At 41.5% G+C, this 18303-nt stretch carries 18 protein-coding genes; 17 read left to right on the forward strand and 1 reads right to left on the reverse strand.

The window, feature by feature from the left end:
* Positions 1 to 301: 301 nt before the first annotated feature.
* The 7 genes from mnmE to LQ188_RS03075 all read left to right on the forward strand — a co-directional run bounded on the left by mnmE (position 302) and on the right by LQ188_RS03075 (position 8214).
* Positions 302 to 1687 carry a tRNA uridine-5-carboxymethylaminomethyl(34) synthesis GTPase MnmE gene (mnmE, locus tag LQ188_RS03045; protein ID WP_101223979.1) on the forward strand — a complete coding sequence of 462 codons (1386 nt, stop codon included), beginning with the start codon at positions 302 to 304 and terminating at the stop codon, positions 1685 to 1687.
* 21 nt (positions 1688 to 1708) lie between these two features.
* Positions 1709 to 3595 carry a tRNA uridine-5-carboxymethylaminomethyl(34) synthesis enzyme MnmG gene (gene mnmG / locus LQ188_RS03050; RefSeq protein WP_230176022.1) on the forward strand — a complete coding sequence of 629 codons (1887 nt, stop codon included), beginning with the start codon at positions 1709 to 1711 and terminating at the stop codon, positions 3593 to 3595.
* A 30-nt stretch (positions 3596 to 3625) separates the two neighbouring features.
* Positions 3626 to 4342: a 16S rRNA (guanine(527)-N(7))-methyltransferase RsmG gene (gene rsmG / locus LQ188_RS03055; RefSeq protein ID WP_101223977.1), complete on the forward strand. Its 717-nt coding sequence runs from the start codon at positions 3626 to 3628 to the stop codon at positions 4340 to 4342.
* 378 nt (positions 4343 to 4720) lie between these two features.
* A complete protein-coding gene (noc, locus tag LQ188_RS03060; protein WP_101223976.1) occupies positions 4721 to 5581 on the forward strand; it encodes a nucleoid occlusion protein in 861 nt (286 codons plus the stop codon).
* A gap of 263 nt (positions 5582 to 5844) precedes the next feature.
* Positions 5845 to 6606 carry an AAA family ATPase gene (locus LQ188_RS03065; RefSeq protein WP_034316249.1) on the forward strand — a complete coding sequence of 254 codons (762 nt, stop codon included), beginning with the start codon at positions 5845 to 5847 and terminating at the stop codon, positions 6604 to 6606.
* Positions 6599 to 7459 (forward strand): ParB/RepB/Spo0J family partition protein, encoded by an 861-nt coding sequence (locus LQ188_RS03070; RefSeq protein WP_230176023.1) that lies wholly within the window; start codon positions 6599 to 6601, stop codon positions 7457 to 7459. The genes LQ188_RS03065 and LQ188_RS03070 overlap by 8 nt, the downstream gene beginning before the upstream one ends.
* A 53-nt stretch (positions 7460 to 7512) precedes the next feature.
* Entirely contained in the window at positions 7513 to 8214 is a 702-nt protein-coding gene (locus LQ188_RS03075) for a DUF554 domain-containing protein (protein WP_230176024.1), read from the forward strand.
* 54 nt (positions 8215 to 8268) lie between these two features.
* Here the strand turns inward: LQ188_RS03075 and yyaC are convergent, their stop codons facing one another.
* On the reverse strand, positions 8269 to 8904 hold the full coding sequence (gene yyaC / locus LQ188_RS03080) for a spore protease YyaC (RefSeq protein ID WP_101223973.1): 636 nt from the start codon (positions 8902 to 8904) through the stop codon (positions 8269 to 8271).
* Between the two features lie 391 nt (positions 8905 to 9295).
* On the opposite strand from yyaC, the gene LQ188_RS03085 reads away from it, so the two are divergent.
* The 10 genes from LQ188_RS03085 (at position 9296) to dnaB (ending at position 18128) form a co-directional block, all read left to right on the forward strand.
* Positions 9296 to 10132 (forward strand): mechanosensitive ion channel family protein, encoded by an 837-nt coding sequence (locus LQ188_RS03085; protein ID WP_101223972.1) that lies wholly within the window; start codon positions 9296 to 9298, stop codon positions 10130 to 10132.
* A gap of 20 nt (positions 10133 to 10152) precedes the next feature.
* Entirely contained in the window at positions 10153 to 10350 is a 198-nt protein-coding gene (locus LQ188_RS03090) for a DUF951 domain-containing protein (protein WP_034316158.1), read from the forward strand.
* A gap of 167 nt (positions 10351 to 10517) precedes the next feature.
* Positions 10518 to 11618, forward strand: coding sequence for a redox-regulated ATPase YchF (gene ychF, locus LQ188_RS03095; RefSeq protein WP_034316156.1), 1101 nt, complete (start codon positions 10518 to 10520; stop codon positions 11616 to 11618).
* A 196-nt stretch (positions 11619 to 11814) separates the two neighbouring features.
* Entirely contained in the window at positions 11815 to 12099 is a 285-nt protein-coding gene (rpsF, locus tag LQ188_RS03100; RefSeq protein ID WP_034316153.1) for a 30S ribosomal protein S6, read from the forward strand.
* 68 nt (positions 12100 to 12167) lie between these two features.
* A complete protein-coding gene (ssb, locus tag LQ188_RS03105; protein ID WP_057278276.1) occupies positions 12168 to 12692 on the forward strand; it encodes a single-stranded DNA-binding protein in 525 nt (174 codons plus the stop codon).
* A 48-nt stretch (positions 12693 to 12740) separates the two neighbouring features.
* Complete coding sequence (gene rpsR, locus LQ188_RS03110) at positions 12741 to 12980, forward strand: 30S ribosomal protein S18 (RefSeq protein ID WP_053348323.1); 240 nt, start codon at positions 12741 to 12743, stop codon at positions 12978 to 12980.
* A 237-nt stretch (positions 12981 to 13217) separates the two neighbouring features.
* Positions 13218 to 14165 carry a YybS family protein gene (locus LQ188_RS03115; protein ID WP_230176025.1) on the forward strand — a complete coding sequence of 316 codons (948 nt, stop codon included), beginning with the start codon at positions 13218 to 13220 and terminating at the stop codon, positions 14163 to 14165.
* Between the two features lie 41 nt (positions 14166 to 14206).
* Complete coding sequence (locus LQ188_RS03120; RefSeq protein ID WP_063595549.1) at positions 14207 to 16177, forward strand: DHH family phosphoesterase; 1971 nt, start codon at positions 14207 to 14209, stop codon at positions 16175 to 16177.
* Complete coding sequence (rplI, locus tag LQ188_RS03125) at positions 16174 to 16623, forward strand: 50S ribosomal protein L9 (RefSeq protein WP_101223970.1); 450 nt, start codon at positions 16174 to 16176, stop codon at positions 16621 to 16623. The genes LQ188_RS03120 and rplI overlap by 4 nt, the downstream gene beginning before the upstream one ends.
* A gap of 140 nt (positions 16624 to 16763) precedes the next feature.
* Positions 16764 to 18128 (forward strand): replicative DNA helicase, encoded by a 1365-nt coding sequence (gene dnaB, locus LQ188_RS03130; protein ID WP_034316139.1) that lies wholly within the window; start codon positions 16764 to 16766, stop codon positions 18126 to 18128.
* Positions 18129 to 18303 lie beyond the last annotated feature (175 nt).

Below are 18303 nucleotides of genomic sequence, written 5' to 3' on the forward strand. Positions count from 1 at the left end.
TTAGGCCTGCTATCAATGTGTGTCGAATATTTTTTTACAAAGTATCAATTCAACAATAAGTGACATATTTCTCTATATATCCTTGATCCGTAAAGGGATGCGGACGATATTTGTTATTCACATGTGGATAAGTTAAAATGAATGTTACAGAATATGGATTAATGGCATGTGGATAACTCTCGAGAGGAAGGAGTATCTACTTTTTTTCATCTATATACTATGGTATTGTAGTAATTTAGGGATTCGACAATTTTGTTATCAGAATAAAAAATAGAAACATCAATATATAAGAGGTGAAAGCATGGAATTCGATACAATCACCGCTATCTCTACTCCCTTAGGGGAAGGGGCAATCGCCATCGTTAGGATCAGCGGTGATGAGGCCATAGAAATAGCCGACAGGATCTTTAAAGGGCCAGGTGGAAAAGGATTGCTTGATGTGAAATCACACACGATTCATTATGGCCATCTTATCCAGCCTAAAACAGGTGAAATCATAGAGGAAGTCATGGTTTCGGTCATGATGGGTCCAAAGACATTTACAAGGGAAGATGTAGTTGAAATAAATTGTCACGGTGGAATCGTTTCGGTCAATCGGGTATTGCAGCTCATTCTCTCACAAGGTGCTCGTTTAGCGGAACCTGGTGAATTCACGAAACGGGCTTTTTTGAATGGCAGGATCGATCTTTCGCAAGCTGAGGCCGTTATGGATTTAATCCGCGCTAAAACGGATAAAGCGATGAATGTTGCATTAGGTCAAATGGAAGGCCGGCTTTCGAAATTAATCCAAAACCTGCGACAAGAAATTTTACAGACCCTCGCACAAGTCGAGGTTAATATAGATTATCCGGAATATGATGATGTCGAAGAAATGACGCATCGTTTATTTTTGGAAAAGGGCAGTTATGTGAAGAATGAAATAGAGAAGCTGCTTCACACGGCCCAACAGGGCAAGATACTTAGGGATGGGCTTGCGACCGTTATCATAGGGCGCCCTAATGTCGGAAAATCTTCTTTGCTTAACAGCTTAGTTCATGAAAATAAAGCGATTGTCACTGATATTCCAGGTACAACACGTGACGTAATTGAAGAGTATGTCAATGTTCGCGGTGTACCGCTTAAACTTGTCGATACAGCAGGAATTCGCGAAACGGAAGATATCGTTGAACGAATTGGAGTTGAACGGTCTCGTGCAGTATTAAAAGAGGCTGATTTAATATTGCTTGTATTGAACTATTCGGATGATTTCACTGCCGAAGATGAGAAACTGTTTCAAGCGGTTGAGGGTATGGATGTTATCGTTATCATCAATAAAACCGACCTTCCACAAAAAATCGATATGGCAAAGGTTAAGGAAAAGGCGGCATCCCATAAAGTTGTTTCCACCTCATTACTGGAGGATCGAGGAGTCGATGAATTGGAAGAAGCCATCGCTTCTTTATTTTTTGAAGGTTCTTTAGAAACGGGAGACCTGACGTATGTTTCCAATGCCAGGCATATAGCTTTGCTTGGACAGGCATTACAGTCTATCGAAGATGCAATCGATGCTATTGAAATGGGTACGCCGGTTGATTTGGTTCAAATCGATTTCACGAAAGCTTGGGAGTTACTTGGAGAAATCATTGGCGAAAGCGTTCAGGATAATTTGATCAACCAATTGTTCTCTCAATTTTGTTTAGGAAAATAAGCGTAAAAGGAGGAAAAGGATATGCAATACGAAGCAGGTAGCTATGATGTCATTGTTATTGGTGCCGGTCATGCTGGCAGTGAGGCAGGCCTTGCAGCTGCAAGAGTAGGAGCTAAAACGTTGATGATCACCATTAACTTGGATATGGTCGCCTTTATGCCATGCAATCCCTCCGTTGGCGGGCCGGCAAAAGGGATAGTCGTTAGGGAAATTGACGCTTTAGGCGGTGAAATGGGAAGAAATATCGACAAGACCCATATTCAAATGAGGATGCTCAATACGGCAAAAGGTCCGGCTGTTCGTGCGCTGCGGGCGCAGGCAGATAAATTTCTCTATCAACAAGAAATGAAAAAGACGATAGAAGACCAAGAAAATTTGACATTGATTCAAGGAATGGTAGAGGAATTAATTGTTGAAAACGACGTATGTACGGGTGTCATCACTAAAACAGGCGCGGTTTACCGTGCGAAAACAGTCGTAATCACGACGGGAACATATTTACGCGGTGAAATCATTTTAGGGGAATTGAAATATTCAAGCGGCCCAAATAATCAGCAGCCTTCCATCAGGCTTTCTGAGCATTTAGAGCAGTTAGGATTTGATTTGGTCCGTTTTAAAACAGGAACGCCGCCACGTGTGAATAGCTCTTCCATAGATTACAGCAAAACGGAAATTCAGCCTGGCGATGAAGTGCCACGCGCATTTTCTTATGAAACGACAAAGTTCATAACGGATCAATTGCCATGCTGGTTAACGTACACGAATGAGGGGACACATCAGCTCATTGATGAAAATCTGCACCGTTCGCCAATGTATTCCGGAATGATAAAAGGAACCGGACCGCGTTATTGTCCATCGATAGAAGATAAAGTCGTTCGTTTTAATGATAAACCACGGCATCAGATCTTCCTGGAGCCTGAAGGCCGTAATACAAAGGAAGTTTATGTGCAAGGTTTATCCACCAGTCTGCCTGAAGATGTACAAGTGAAAATCCTGCAAACAATTCCAGGACTTGAAAAGGCGGAAATGATGCGTGCTGGATATGCAATTGAATATGATGCTATCGTTCCTACGCAGCTATGGCCCACACTTGAAACGAAGAAAATCAAAAATCTGTATACTGCTGGCCAAATTAACGGGACATCCGGCTACGAGGAAGCAGCAGGACAAGGGTTGATGGCCGGTATTAATGCAGGATTGAATGCAATGGGTAAAGAAGAACTGATTTTAAGCCGTTCGGATGCCTATATTGGTGTTCTCATTGATGACCTTGTGACGAAAGGTACGAATGAACCATACCGTTTGCTGACTTCACGTGCAGAATACCGTTTATTATTGCGCCATGATAATGCCGATTTACGCTTAACGGAAATTGGATTCAATATCGGGATGATCAAAGAAGAACGCTACAATCGTTTCCTTATGAAAAAAGAAGCGGTTGAAATGGAAAAGGAACGACTGAAAACAAACTTCATCAAACCGACCAAAGTGGTTCAAGAAGTCATTACTGCAAGCGGCGGCAGTGAGTTGAAGGATGGAATCCGTGCCTCCGATTTATTGAAACGGCCTGAAATGGATTATTCCCACATTCAGAAGTTGGCGCCAAGTGATGTCGAACTGAGCTATGAAGTGACGGAACAGGTCGAAATCCAGATCAAGTATGAAGGATATATCGAAAAATCCTTGCAGCAAGTCGATCGCCTGAAAAAAATGGAGAATAAAAAGATTCCAGAGAATATCGATTATGATGCAATTTCTGGTCTTGCAACGGAAGCACGTCAAAAATTAAAGCAGGTCCACCCGCTATCAGTAGCTCAGGCTTCAAGAATTTCAGGTGTGAATCCCGCTGATGTTTCCATTTTGCTTGTTTATTTGGAACAAGGTAAGATCGCCAGAGTATCTCAGTAATGGAAATACCCGAAAAGGATTGAAGCAGACATGAATATTGAACAGTTCCAACAAGCACTGCTGGAGAAAGGAATCGAGCTTTCTCCTCAACAGCTTGATCAGTTTGACACTTATTATCGATTATTGGTGGAATGGAACGAAAAGATGAACTTAACAGCCATCACTGATAAAGAAGAAGTTTATCTGAAGCATTTTTATGATTCAATCAGTGCAGCCTTCTATTTTGACTTTAATAAATCATATCGAATTTGCGATGTTGGGGCTGGAGCTGGATTTCCGAGTATTCCATTGAAGATTTGTTTCCCTGATATCCACGTCTCGATTGTGGATTCCTTGAATAAGCGAATTTCTTTTTTGAATCACCTTGCGGATTCGTTGCAATTAAAGGGAGTTTCCTTCTATCATGACCGGGCTGAAACCTTTGCCCAAAAACCGGAGCATCGCGAATCCTATGATATTGTCATGGCGAGGGCGGTAGCCAGGATGTCCGTTTTAAGTGAACTATGTTTGCCGCTTGTTAAACCGGATGGGACTTTCATTGCCATGAAAGCGGCTAGTGCACAAGATGAAATGGACACTGGGAAGAAGGCCATTTTTACGTTAGGCGGAGAAATCGAAGAAATTCATCCTTTCACATTGCCAGAGGAAAATAGTGAAAGAAACATCATTACTGTAAAAAAAGTGAAGAAGACTCCTAAAAAGTACCCGAGAAAACCAGGGACACCAAATAAACAGCCTATTGAATAATCCTTGAAAGAGGAGTATGTTTTCATAGTAAGCGCAGATGATTCAGATATATGGCTGGTACTTGCCCTTATTTTCTTTTACTATAAATGTATGAACTTATTATTTTCACTCAATACTGCATTTGCTAGCAAAAAGACATTTAGGTACATGTTAAAACGTGTGCCCTGTGCTGGCTGATTCAGGGAAATAGTCTAGGGCATGCCGGCCGATATTCATAATAACCGGCCTTCCATTCCTCATTATTGCCTTGATGGCGCCAGTCGACATGTTTTTTACAGTGAAGGGCCATATGTATAACCATGTCGGGAAATGTATGCAGGACTTGTCCTTTAAATAGAGAATATGTTATTTGGGAGTTTTAAAAGGTGGTGTAGGAAGATGAAGCATCCTTTTTCGCGGTTCTTTGGGTTTGGCGAAAAAGAAGAAGAGCAACTAGAGATGGAGACACCTAGCAATAATAATGAAGAGATAAGAAAAATTTCCATTTCTGATATTGTGCCTAATCGATTTCAACCAAGGACCGTTTTTAATGACGATAAAATTGCTGAATTGGCTCAAACGATTCATACTCATGGGATCATTCAACCAATTGTAGTAAGGGCTTATGGTCAGGGAAAATATGAAATCATTGCAGGTGAGCGACGTTTCCGGGCCATGCAAAAGCTTGGCTGGGAATTGGCACCTGCTATAATCAAGGATTTCACCGATACAGAAACGGCTTCCGTCGCGCTGATAGAAAACCTTCAGCGTGAAGAACTGACACCGATTGAAGAAGCTTTGGCTTACGGAAAACTATTGGAGTTGCATAGTTTAACCCAAGAAGCTCTGGCACAAAGACTGGGAATAGGTCAGTCTACCGTGGCGAATAAGCTTCGGCTGCTTAAGCTGCCACAGGAGGTTCAGGATGCACTTCTTCAAAAGCAAATTACGGAACGCCATGCCCGCTCGTTGATACCGTTAAAGAGTCCTGAAAAGCAGCTTAAACTGCTTGTGGAAATCATCGAAAAAGGGTTGAACGTCAAGCAGACCGAAGAGCAGGTCGTCAAGCTCCTGACGGGTACTGTGCAGAAGCCGAAACCTAAGCGTAAAGCGTTTAGTAAAGACATGAGGATTGCCGTGAATACCATACGCCAATCACTCAATATGGTTACAGACAATGGAATAAATTTGGATGCAGAGGAAGAAGAATTCGAGGAGTATTATCAGTTCACGATTAAAATACCCAAGAAAAAAACTTGATTCCCTATCCTTAGCCCGCTTGGTAGTCTTCGATTACCAAGCTTTTTTATTTTCACTCCAAAACTGGCATTTTCCTCCTTGAAAACATTCAACTTTCCCCGGATTTTTAATGCTTTTAAGTGTGTTTGAAATTTTATGAGGAATTTCAGAAAACGATTTCTTCCAGTAACATTCATGATAAAATAGAAAGAAATAAATGGATTTACGGTACAAATCAATAGATTTATATAGCGTGATGAAGATAGTTGAAAGCAGGTGAATTCGTGGGGAAGATTCTCGCCATTGCCAATCAAAAGGGCGGTGTTGGAAAAACGACAACTTCTGTCAGTCTAAGTGCTTGTCTTGCATATATAGGACAGAAAGTCTTAATGGTCGATATTGACCCGCAGGGAAATGCGACAAGCGGTGCAGGTATCGACAAAGCAGATGTGGAACAATGTATTTATGATGTATTGGTTGATGATGTCGAGGCCAGTACCGTTATCATGGAAACAAAGGTAGAAAACCTATATGCCATACCTGCGACAATTCAACTTGCAGGTGCAGAAATTGAACTGGTTCCAACCATCTCAAGGGAAGTCCGATTAAAAAGGGCATTAGAAGAGGTGCAAAGCCAATATGATTACATTGTGATTGACTGCCCTCCGTCATTGGGTTTGCTTACGCTTAATGCCTTAACGGCTGCTGATGCAGTTTTGATTCCGGTACAATGTGAATATTATGCATTGGAAGGTTTGAGTCAGCTGTTGAATACGGTCCGCCTCGTCCAAAAGCATTTGAACCATGATTTGAAAATCGAGGGTGTGCTTTTGACGATGTTGGATGCAAGAACAAATCTAGGTCTCCAGGTCATAGAAGAAGTAAAAAAATACTTTCAGGATAAAGTCTATCAAACCATCATTCCCCGCAATGTCCGTTTGAGTGAGGCACCGAGCCATGGAGAACCGATAATTATATATGATCCAAAGTCACGTGGGGCGGAGGTCTATCTAGAACTGGCAAAGGAAGTGGTATCAAATGGCTAAAGGACTTGGCAAAGGACTTAACGCACTTTTCAACAGTGGGGAGATCAGTAAAGATGAAATCGTGCGCGAAATCAAAGTAAGGGAATTAAGGCCAAATCCTTATCAGCCCCGAAAGAGCTTTCGGCTTGAAGCTATAGAGGAATTAAAGCAATCCATCATGGAACACGGGATATTACAGCCGATTATTGCCCGGGAAAGCATTAAGGGCTATGAAATCGTGGCTGGGGAAAGGCGTTACCGTGCTGCCAAGGAAGCAGGTTTAAAGACAGTTCCGGTCGTTGTGAGGAAATTGAGCGAACAGCAGATGATGGAACTGGCGATTTTGGAAAACCTGCAACGGGAGGATTTGAATCCGATCGAGGAAGCCGTCGCTTACCAAACACTTCTTGAAAAATTGGAATTTACCCAGGAGCAGTTGGCCAATCGGCTGGGTAAAAGCAGGCCCCATATAGCAAACCATGTTAGATTACTTTCTTTGCCTGAAGGGATTAGGAGATATATCTCCGATGGGGAAATTTCCATGGGCCATGGACGGGCATTACTAGGTTTAAAGAAAAAAGAGTTGCTTAACCCGGTAGTGGATAAAATCCTCAAAGAAGGTATGAATGTCAGACAGCTAGAGCAATATATACATCAATTGAATGATACCGTTTCACGTGAAACCAAAACTAAGAAACAAGAGAAAAAAGATATATTCATAAAGCAACGGGAGACAAGTCTGCGTGAAAGACTAGGAACGAGCGTAACGATAAAACAAAGCAAGAAAAAAGGAAAAATAGAAATAGAATTCTTTTCAAAAGAAGATTTAGAGAGAATTTTGAACTTGATCGATCAAGAGAACCTTTCCTCTTAGATTGCCTTTATGAAAAGATCGTGACGACTTATGCAGAAAATTAGGTGGATGAGATGGTATTATTAGGGGCCTTGGTGAATGGTGCCTGCATTTTAATCGGTTCGATTTTAGGAAGGTTTTTACAACATATACCTGAAAAGATAAAAGAAACGGTCATGAGCGGCATTGGTTTGGCTGTCATGGTCTTAGGTTTACAGATGGGGTTTAAAAGCGATAATTTCCTTGTTGTCATTTTAAGTATTGTCGGAGGGGCTGTCCTTGGTGAATGGTTGAATCTTGAGGGTAGGCTTAATTCTTTAGGCAATTGGCTTGAACGCAGGATGAAAGCGAAGGAAGGAACTTCGATATCCCAGGGGTTTGTAACGGCTACACTCATATTTGGCATTGGGGCGATGGCCATTATTGGTGCCCTGGATAGCGGCATCCGGAATGATCATGACGTTTTGATAACAAAAGCGATCATCGATGGATTTACTGCATTGGTCCTCGCCAGCACGCTCGGCATAGGTGTACTTTTTTCAGCATTTCCGATCATTCTATATGAGGGGTTAATGGCGATTTTTTCAAGGCAGATCAATACGATGGTCCCAACTGCTTTAATGGATTCCTTCATATTGGAAATGACGGCAACTGGGGGAGTCATGATTTTGGCAATTGGTATGAATATTATCGGTGTCACCAAAATAAGGGTGGCGAATCTGCTTCCAGGCATAATGATCACCGCCATTCTGGTTACTTTCATGTATTATGTATAAAAAAGAAGGAAGGGGATGACCCCTTCCTTCTTTTTTATCATAGGCAAAAATCGATCAAAGGGTTTTTTCTTGCTTGAATGACCATGTGAAAGGAGTGATGGTAGGTTTTATTGGATAATGATTTTGTGCTTCATGAATTCCCTCGGCAATGGTTTTGGCCATTTTTAGCACAAGATTAAGACGAGTGTTCTGCAAGACCATGAACTCCATGAATCCACTTACATTCACGATTCCTGTAATATGGGCATTTCCAACGGAAGGAAGATCTTTATTGACCCCAGCACCTGGCTTCACTGGTCCCTGGCCGATTTGAACTATGCCGACGCTTTTCATTTTCCCTAAGCAAGCATCGATTCCGACTATAAATGGATTGGTATGCATCTTTTTGATTTCATTTAATTTTTCCTGTAAATTCATCGCATGTATAGGGTCATCCAGAGTACCATAAACATGGAATGAAGAAGAGCTGTTTTCAGCTTTTTCACTAAGCAGAGTGCCGACAAGTGGTCCGAGTGAATCGCCTGTGGAACGGTCTGTGCCTATACAGACGATGACGATTGGTTGAAGCTTTCCGGTAGGTAGGAGGTTGATCAATTCCTGGGAAATTTGTTTGGATGCATCCGTATCTTCATGCAGGATGCGACTCAATCTATTTTTATTATTATTAAATAGACTAGAATTCAGATTCATCGGCTCAACTCCTTTACTTTATTTGGTATTACAGTATACGGATAAAAAGGGGAAAATATACGGTATTTAACATAATGGATGAGGGAATTTTTTGTAGAACATGCAAACAGGTGAAGGGGATATGAATCGACGTTCTTCCTCTACCAATTGCTTTCATTTATACTTTCTAGTAAATAATCACTTGAATATTTGGGAAAAAACTTCTAATTCTTTTACCTATATACCCATAATTTTTTTGTACAGAAACCATTATTTATTGATAAAATAGAGAAAATCTCTCTAATTCATGGTTATCTCCATGCATGAAGGGTAGAGGAATACGTCTATATGGGAAAAATCATATATAAGATATAATAGTTTTGCAGTTATTTGCATTAAGCAGGAGGAAAATATGGATCGCATTTATGATAGCGTTACAAAAGAGATATTGGATGAAAAGATATGGCTGCTGATGGGCGAGGGCATTATTAAAATCTTCCTTGTTCTGTTGTTATCGCGTATTATTATTACAATAGGAAAGACTATTCTGAATAAATTTTTCAAAGCTCGTTTAAGAAGTCCAATTCGGGTATCGGAGCGCAGGGAAGCGACACTCATTAAATTGCTGGAAAATATCATTACTTATGTCATCAATTTCATTGCCTTGTTGATGATTCTGGAGATTTTTGGACTTCATGTGATGCCATTACTCGCTGGTGCTGGTGTTCTCGGTTTGGCCATTGGATTTGGCGCACAAAGTTTGGTCAAGGATATAATTACCGGGTTTTTCGTTATTTTTGAAGATCATTTCTCGGTTGGGGATTATATTAAAATCAATACTTTTGAAGGGGAAGTCATTGAAATCGGGCTTCGTACAACAAAAATCAAAAGCAGTGCAGGTGAATTGCACTTCATACCTAACGGCAGCATCATCCAGGTCACGAATTATTCGATTTTAAACAGTATGGCTGTTGTTGATGTGACCATACCTAATGATGGATCGGTCGAGCGTGCCGAGAAGGTGCTGATTGATCTTTTAAACAGTATGGAAGGCAGATACGAAGCCCTGGTCAAAGCACCAGAATTTTTGGGAATTGAAAAAATCAGTCCTGAAGAAATCGTCTTTCGGGTTAAAGCGGAAACGAAGCCGATGCATCACATCGAAATCAGCAGGATATTAAGAAATGAAATAAGTGCTGCGCTTGATTCAAGTGGGATTAAATCTACGTACAATGGCAGCGAGTCATAGGAGTTAGGGGGCTCATGGTTATGGAAGAAAAGGAATTTGCACTTAAGGATATTGTGGAAATGAAGAAACCACATCCGTGTGGAGTGAATAAGTGGAGAATTATACGGCTCGGTATGGATATCCGGATAAAATGTGAAGGGTGCGGTCATAGCGTGATGCTGCCCCGACGTGAATTCGCAAAGAAAATGAAAAAAGTTCTGCAAAAGCATGAGGAGTGATCATGCTTTTTTTTTGGGAGTGAAAGTAGTCCTGCGTTTCTCATGATTTACTTGTCTTTTTAGGAAGCGAAATCTATAATTGGGAAAGGTTTAGGTAATTGGATGGTCTTATAGAAGATCAGTTCTTTTCCCATATGTACGAATCATCTTGAAGGAGTGAAATATAAATGGCTTTAACAGCTGGTATAGTCGGTTTACCTAACGTAGGTAAATCCACTTTATTTAATGCAATTACTCAGGCAGGTGCGGAATCTGCCAACTATCCTTTCTGTACGATCGACCCTAATGTCGGGATCGTGGAAGTCCCAGATCACCGTCTGCAAAAATTGACTGAATTGGTTAAACCGAAAAAGACGGTTCCGACAGCATTTGAATTCACGGATATCGCCGGGATTGTAAAAGGAGCAAGTAAAGGAGAAGGATTGGGTAATAAATTCCTTTCCCATATCCGTCAAGTTGATGCCATTTGTCAAGTCGTCCGTTGTTTTGCAGACGATAACATTACCCATGTTTCCGGAAAAGTAAATCCAATCGATGATATTGAAGTCATCAACCTTGAATTGATCCTTGCCGATTTGGAATCTGTTGTCAAACGCATCGACCGTGTCGGAAAAATGGCCAAGCAAAAAGATAAAGCCGCTGTTGCAGAACATGAAATCCTTGTGGCTTTAAAAGAAGCACTGGAAGATGAAAAGCCTGCACGTTCCGTTGAGTTTACTGAAGAGCAGCAAAAAATCGTGAAGGGCATGCATTTACTTACGGCGAAGCCGACGCTTTACGTAGCGAACGTGAGCGAAGATGAAGTGGCGAATGCTGACGATAATGAATATGTACAGCAAGTTCGTGAATATGCTGCGAAGGAAAATGCCGAAGTAATCGTGATTTGTGCAAAAATCGAAGAGGAAATTGCAGAGCTTGAAGGTGAAGAAAAGGAAATGTTCCTATCTGAACTTGGCATCGAGGAGTCAGGTCTTGATCAGTTGATCCGTGCTTCTTATAATCTGCTTGGATTGGCAACATACTTTACAGCTGGTGTACAGGAAGTGCGTGCTTGGACATTCCGAAAAGGAATGAAGGCCCCTCAATGTGCAGGCGTCATTCACACGGACTTCGAACGTGGTTTCATCCGTGCCGAAACGGTTTCTTATACCGATTTACTTGAAGCGGGCAGTCATGGTGCTGCAAAAGAAGCGGGTAAAGTCCGTTTGGAAGGAAAAGAATACATCGTTAACGATGGCGATGTTATCCATTTCCGTTTTAACGTTTAAGATTCAAAGACCCTACCGTTCCATATGTAGGGTCTTTTTTTTTGCGATTTGAATCATCAGATTACAATTAATTGTAATAAGTCGAACCGTTCGTTGCAAAGCCTCTTTAACTATGCTATAATTTTATCTTGTGAGTAATTATAAATAATTGCTCCTTGCCCAATTGGGCCGCTTAGACCAAAAGGAGGTGACAGTGATGAGAAAATACGAAATTATGTATATCATCCGTCCAAACATTGAGGAAGAAGCTAAAAAAGCTTTAGTTGAACGTTTCAACACAATCCTTTCTGATAATGGTGCGGAAGTAGAAGCAAAAGAATGGGGTAAACGCCGTCTTGCATACGAAATCAATGATTTCCGTGATGGTTACTACATGCTTCTTAAAGTTAACGCTGAAAGTGCTGCGATTCAAGAATTCGATCGTCTTGCTAAAATCAGTGAAGACATTATTCGCCACATGGCTACTAGAGAAGAAGTTTAATTCAATATTTATATAAATTCTAATCTTGTTTCACATGAAACAAGCTTGAAACCTAGGGGTTGATTCTGATGATGAATCGCGTAGTTTTGGTAGGACGCTTAACTAAAGATCCTGAATTACGATATACACCTAATGGGGTTCCCGTAGCTACCTTTACTTTGGCTGTGAACCGTAGTTTTACGAATCAGCAGGGTGAACGTGAAGCGGATTTCATTAACTGTGTAGTTTGGCGTAAACCGGCAGAAAATGTAGCTAACTTCTTGAAAAAGGGCAGTTTAGCTGGCGTGGATGGACGTGTCCAAACACGTAATTATGAAGGACAAGACGGCAAACGCGTATATGTGACGGAGATTCTGGCTGAGAGCGTTCAATTCCTTGAACCACGAAGCAGTTCAGCGGGTGAAAGAAATGAAGGCGGTTCTTACGGTGGAGGTCAAAGAAGTTATGGTAATAACGGAAATGACAACAATTCGTATGGACAAAATCCTAATCAGAATCAACGGAGCAATAACAACTACACTCGTGTAGATGATGATCCATTTGCAAATGACGGTAAGACAATCGACATTTCAGATGACGATCTTCCGTTTTAAACAGCCGTTTAAAATGAAAATTCAAAAAAGCAGGGAGGGAAATATATTATGGCAATGGGTGGACGTAAAGGACGCGGTAAGCGTAAAAAGGTTTGTTATTTCACATCTAACGGAATCACTAAAATTGATTACAAAGATACAGATCTTCTTAAAAAATTCGTCTCAGAACGCGGTAAAATTTTACCACGTCGTGTAACTGGCACAAGCGCTAAATATCAACGTAAATTAACGATTGCTATTAAACGCTCACGTACTATGGCATTACTACCATACGTATCTGGTGAATAATAAATTGGCACATTGAGGAGTTATCCTTAATGTGCCTTTTTTATAAGTTATCGCTTTTGCCTGAAAACTGCTGAATTGCGGTTTTTTTTATTTCAGAAGGAAGTTATCCGCGCGTTTTCCTCAGAAAAAATAATCATATCCTAAAAAAGAATGTGATGTTTGAAATATCCTGGCCGTAACGGATACAATATAAAGATGGAGATAAAGACATCAATAATAACAGGGGGTGAAATAAAGATGAATAGCGGGAGACGAATTGCCGAGGGCGGAGCACTTCTGGCACTATATTGCATTTTATTGTTCATCACCATTCAAATCCCACCATTGGGTATTTTCACTACTTTCTTTTTACCCATTCCATTCATACTGGTCACAATCAAACAAAAGTTATCGTGGAGCCTTGGTTACTTATTTGTAGCCTCGCTATTGTCGATCCTCATCGGGACGATATTGTCTGTTCCGCTGACCTTGCTAATGGGGGCGACGGGAATTGCGATCGGCTATTTTTTGAAAAAGGACAAACCGATGGCACCTATGTTCATAAGCGCAGTCCTTGTCTTTCTGGGGGGCATTTTATTAATGTATGCAGCTTCAGTTTTGATAACGGATGTTAATTACATAGAAGAATCGATGAACATTCTTGAGGGGTCCATTGAAAATTCAATCGGCATCATGGATTCTTTTGGACAGGAACCGACGGAACAAGTCAAAAAGCGGATGTATGAATCAATCGATATGATGAACACCCTGATGCCAAGTTTATTCGTCTTGATGTCCGTCATCATGGTTTTATTGATTTTCCTTGCGGCGCACCCCATTGTGAAGAGATTCAGTGATAAGGCGTTAAAATGGCCACATTTTCGAGATCTGCGACTCCCGAAAAGCCTTTTATGGTATTATTTAATTACGATGCTTCTTGCTCTTTTTGTGAATACGGACAAGAACAGTTTTGTATATATGGCCATAACGAACCTATTTTTCATACTGCAGTTCTTCATATTATTACAAGGGTATTCCCTGATATTCTATATTGCTCATGTTAAGTCATGGGTTAAGGCCATACCTGTTTTAATCGTGGTTTTTTCTTTGCTTCTGCCGATTCCGATTATTACGACGGCCGTCCGGTTTTTAGGTATAATAGATTTAGGATTTCCATTTAGGGAGACAATCAAGAAAAAGGAATAGAAGACTTTTTTGTAAAACAGATGCTTTTAGGAGCTGAAACTATGCCATCTTATTTGAAAGAATACTCGATTAAGTCCCCATTATATGGGGTGCTCGCCGCGGTCGTTTTACTTTTGGGCGTCCTGGCTTATTATAATTGGGTTATTGCACTTGTTGGATTATTGATTCTTGCTGGTTTATTTTATTTAACATTAAGAATGGTAGAAAAAAAGCAACGGAAGACAGAAGAGTATATAACGACTTTATCTTACCGTTTAAAGAAGGTAGGCGAAGAAGCGTTATTGGAAATGCCGATTGGGATCATGCTCTTTAATGAGGATTATTACATTGAATGGACCAATCCATTCCTGGCTTCCTGTTTTAGTGAAGACTCCTTGGCAGGAAGATCGCTATACGATGTTGCGGACTCGATAGTACCGTTAATCAAGCAAGAGATCGAGACAGAGACACTTACGCTCCACGATCGGAAATTCAAGGTGGTCCATAAGCGTGATGAAAGGCTTCTTTACTTTTTTGATGTGACGGAGCAAGTGGAAATCGAGAAATTATATGAAGATGAGCGAACGGCAATTGCGATCATTCTTCTTGATAACTATGATGACTTGACCCAGGGTATGGATGATCAGCGTAAAAGCAGCATTAATAGCTTGGTTACCTCTCTTCTTGATAAATGGGCAAGGGATAATGGCGTTTTCTTTAAACGGGTTTCCTCGGAACGATTCATCGCTGTCTTTAATGAGCATATCCTTCAGCAGCTTGAAAAGGGGAAATTCTCGATTTTGGATGAAATCAGGGAAACGACGGCCAAGCAAAATGTGCCATTGACCTTGAGCATCGGTGTCGGCTCGGCCGTGTCATCCTTGCCGGAACTAGGTACGCTTGCACAGTCCAGCCTGGATCTCGCTTTAGGACGTGGCGGTGACCAGGTAGCCATAAAGCAAGCGAATGGAAAAGTGAAATTCTATGGCGGCAAAACCAATCCGATGGAAAAACGCACGAGGGTCCGTGCCCGTGTTATTTCGCATGCATTGAAGGATATAGTACTTGATAGCGATAAAGTCATTGTCATGGGCCATAAAAACCCGGATATGGACGCAATCGGTTCAGCGATCGGCATCTTGAAGGTTGCCCAAATGAATGAACGTGAAGGCTATATTGTCATCAACACCCAGCAGCTCGATAGCAGCGTCCTTCGTTTAATGGAAGAGATCAAAAATAAAGAAGAGCTGTATGCCCGGTTCATAACACCTGATGATGCATTTGAAATGATTACGGATGAGACGCTGCTGGTTGTGGTTGATACGCATAAACCTTCCATGGTAATTGAAGAGCGGCTATTGAATAGGATCGATAAGGTTGTGGTCATCGATCATCATCGCCGGGGTGAGGAGTTCATCAAGAACTCATTGCTCGTCTATATGGAGCCATATGCGTCTTCAACGGCAGAACTTGTGACCGAACTGCTTGAATATCAGCCGAAACGCTCAAAGATTGATATGCTGGAGTCGACGGCGCTTCTTGCGGGTATCATCGTCGATACGAAAAGCTTCACCTTGAGAACGGGTTCACGCACTTTCGATGCCGCCTCTTATCTAAGGGCGCATGGGGCTGATACGGTACTTGTCCAGAAATTCTTAAAAGAAGACGTGGACACTTATATCAAACGTTCGAAGCTCATTGAAGAAGTCATCTTTTATAAAAAGGGAATTGCCATTGCAGCGGCAAAAACCGATCAGGTTCATAATCAGGTGCTCATCGCTCAGGCTGCGGATACCCTATTGACCATGGATGGCGTTGTCGCTTCCTTTGTAATGGCTAAGCGATCTGATGATACAGTTGGCATAAGTGCGCGCTCTCTCGGTGATATCAATGTACAGGTGATCATGGAAATGTTGAATGGAGGCGGACATCTAACAAATGCCGCCACCCAGCAGGTATGCTCCATTGATGAGGCCGAAAGTCGATTGAAAGCAGCTATTGATGAATATTTAGAAGGGGGACATAAAGAATGAAAGTGATATTTCTTAAAGACGTAAAAGGTAAAGGGAAAAAAGGGGAAGTTAAAAATGTTGCAGATGGTTATGCACATAATTTCCTGCTTAAACAAGGATTGGCGGTTGAAGCAAATAATTCAAATGTAAAAACTTTGGAAGCCCAGAAAAATAAAGAAGAATCACTTGCAGCAGAGGAGCTGCAGCAAGCTGAAGAATTGAAAGTGCAGCTGGAGAAGTTAACGGTTGAACTATCAGCCAAAGCCGGTGAGGGCGGGCGTTTATTCGGTTCAATCACGACTAAACAAATTGCCTCCGAGCTTCAGAAAAAACACGGTATCAAGATTGATAAACGTAAAATGGAGCTTGCTGATGGCATCCGTTCTTTAGGGCATACAAAGCTTCCAGTCAAGCTTCATCCTGAGGTCACTGCGACACTGACTGTGCATGTGAAAGAAATTAACTAATTTTAGCTGTTTCATATCTGTGAAAAATTGATAAAATAGAGATAGACGAAAAATGTGATTGGGCATGTTGTCCTTTCACTTTTTTCTTTTTTACTAGAAACATATAAAAGGTATCCTCTTAGATTGGGAGGTTTTAAGATATGATAGAACAATTTCAGGATAGGATTCCCCCTCAAAATATAGAAGCCGAACAGGCTGTACTGGGAGCCATTTTTCTAGAGCCCTCTTCATTGACCGTTACATCGGAAGTTTTGATTCCGGAAGACTTTTACAGAAGCTCTCATCAAAAGATTTTTAATGTGATGCTTAAATTGAATGACGAAGGAAAAGCTGTCGATTTGATTACGGTGACAGAGGAACTGGCTGCGACAAAAAACCTTGAAGAAGTTGGCGGTGTTTCTTATTTAAGTGAATTGGCCGGATCGGTACCTACCGCCGCCAATATTGAATATTATGCCCGCATCGTCGAGGAGAAGTCATTGCTGCGTCGTTTGATCAGGACAGCGACCAATATCGCTCAGGAAGGCTACAGTCGCGAGGACGAGGTCGAGGAGCTGCTCGGGGAAGCAGAAAAAACGATCATGGAAGTGGCCCAGCGTAAAAATTCCGGGTCTTTTCAAAATATTAAAGATGTATTGGTTGCGACTTACGATAACATAGAAATTTTGACTACCCGTAAAGGGGATGTCACGGGAATACCGACAGGGTTTGCTGAACTGGATCGAATGACAGCAGGGTTCCAACGTAATGACCTCATTATAGTGGGTGCCCGTCCTTCGGTTGGTAAAACCGCTTTTGCATTGAATATCGCTCAAAACGTTGCAACCAAAACGGAGGAGAATGTAGCGATTTTCAGTCTTGAAATGGGTGCAGAGCAGCTCGTTATGCGTATGCTCTGTGCTGAAGGGAATATCAACGCTCAGAATTTACGGACAGGTTCCTTAACTGATGAGGATTGGCGTAAACTGACGATGGCGATGGGAAGCTTGTCGAATGCCGGCATTTATATCGATGATACGCCAGGTGTGAGGATTGGTGAAATCCGTTCAAAATGCCGTCGTTTGAAGCAGGAACATGGCCTTGGCATGATATTGATCGATTACCTGCAATTAATTCAAGGAGATGGTCGTTCAGGCGACAATCGTCAGCAAGAGGTATCCGAGATTTCACGTTCACTCAAAGCGCTCGCTCGTGAACTTAAAGTGCCCGTCATCGCCCTTTCCCAGCTATCGCGGGGAGTGGAGCAGCGTCAGGATAAGCGCCCGATGATGTCTGATATCCGGGAATCCGGGAGTATCGAGCAAGATGCGGATATCGTCGCATTCTTATACCGTGATGATTATTATGATAAAGAATCCGAGAACAAAAATATCATTGAAATCATTATAGCGAAACAGCGTAATGGTCCAGTAGGCACGGTTTCGCTTGCATTCGTGAAAGAATATAATAAATTCGTTAACCTTGAACGCCGCTTCGATGATGATTCGATGTCTCCCGGCGCATAGAAAACTGCCTGCCATTATGCAATGGCGGGCTTTCTCTGTTTCGGGAAAAAGAAAGTGCGTTATGATAATAGAAAAAGAAATCAGAGGGTACAATAATGTTTGACAATCCAAAAAAACCGGAAAGAAATTTCTCATATTTACGAACAAAGAATTTTTTAAAAAGTGTATTGTTCGG

This window comes from Peribacillus sp. Bi134, from assembly GCF_918698065.1.
In the GTDB taxonomy this organism is placed as follows: domain Bacteria; phylum Bacillota; class Bacilli; order Bacillales; family DSM-1321; genus Peribacillus.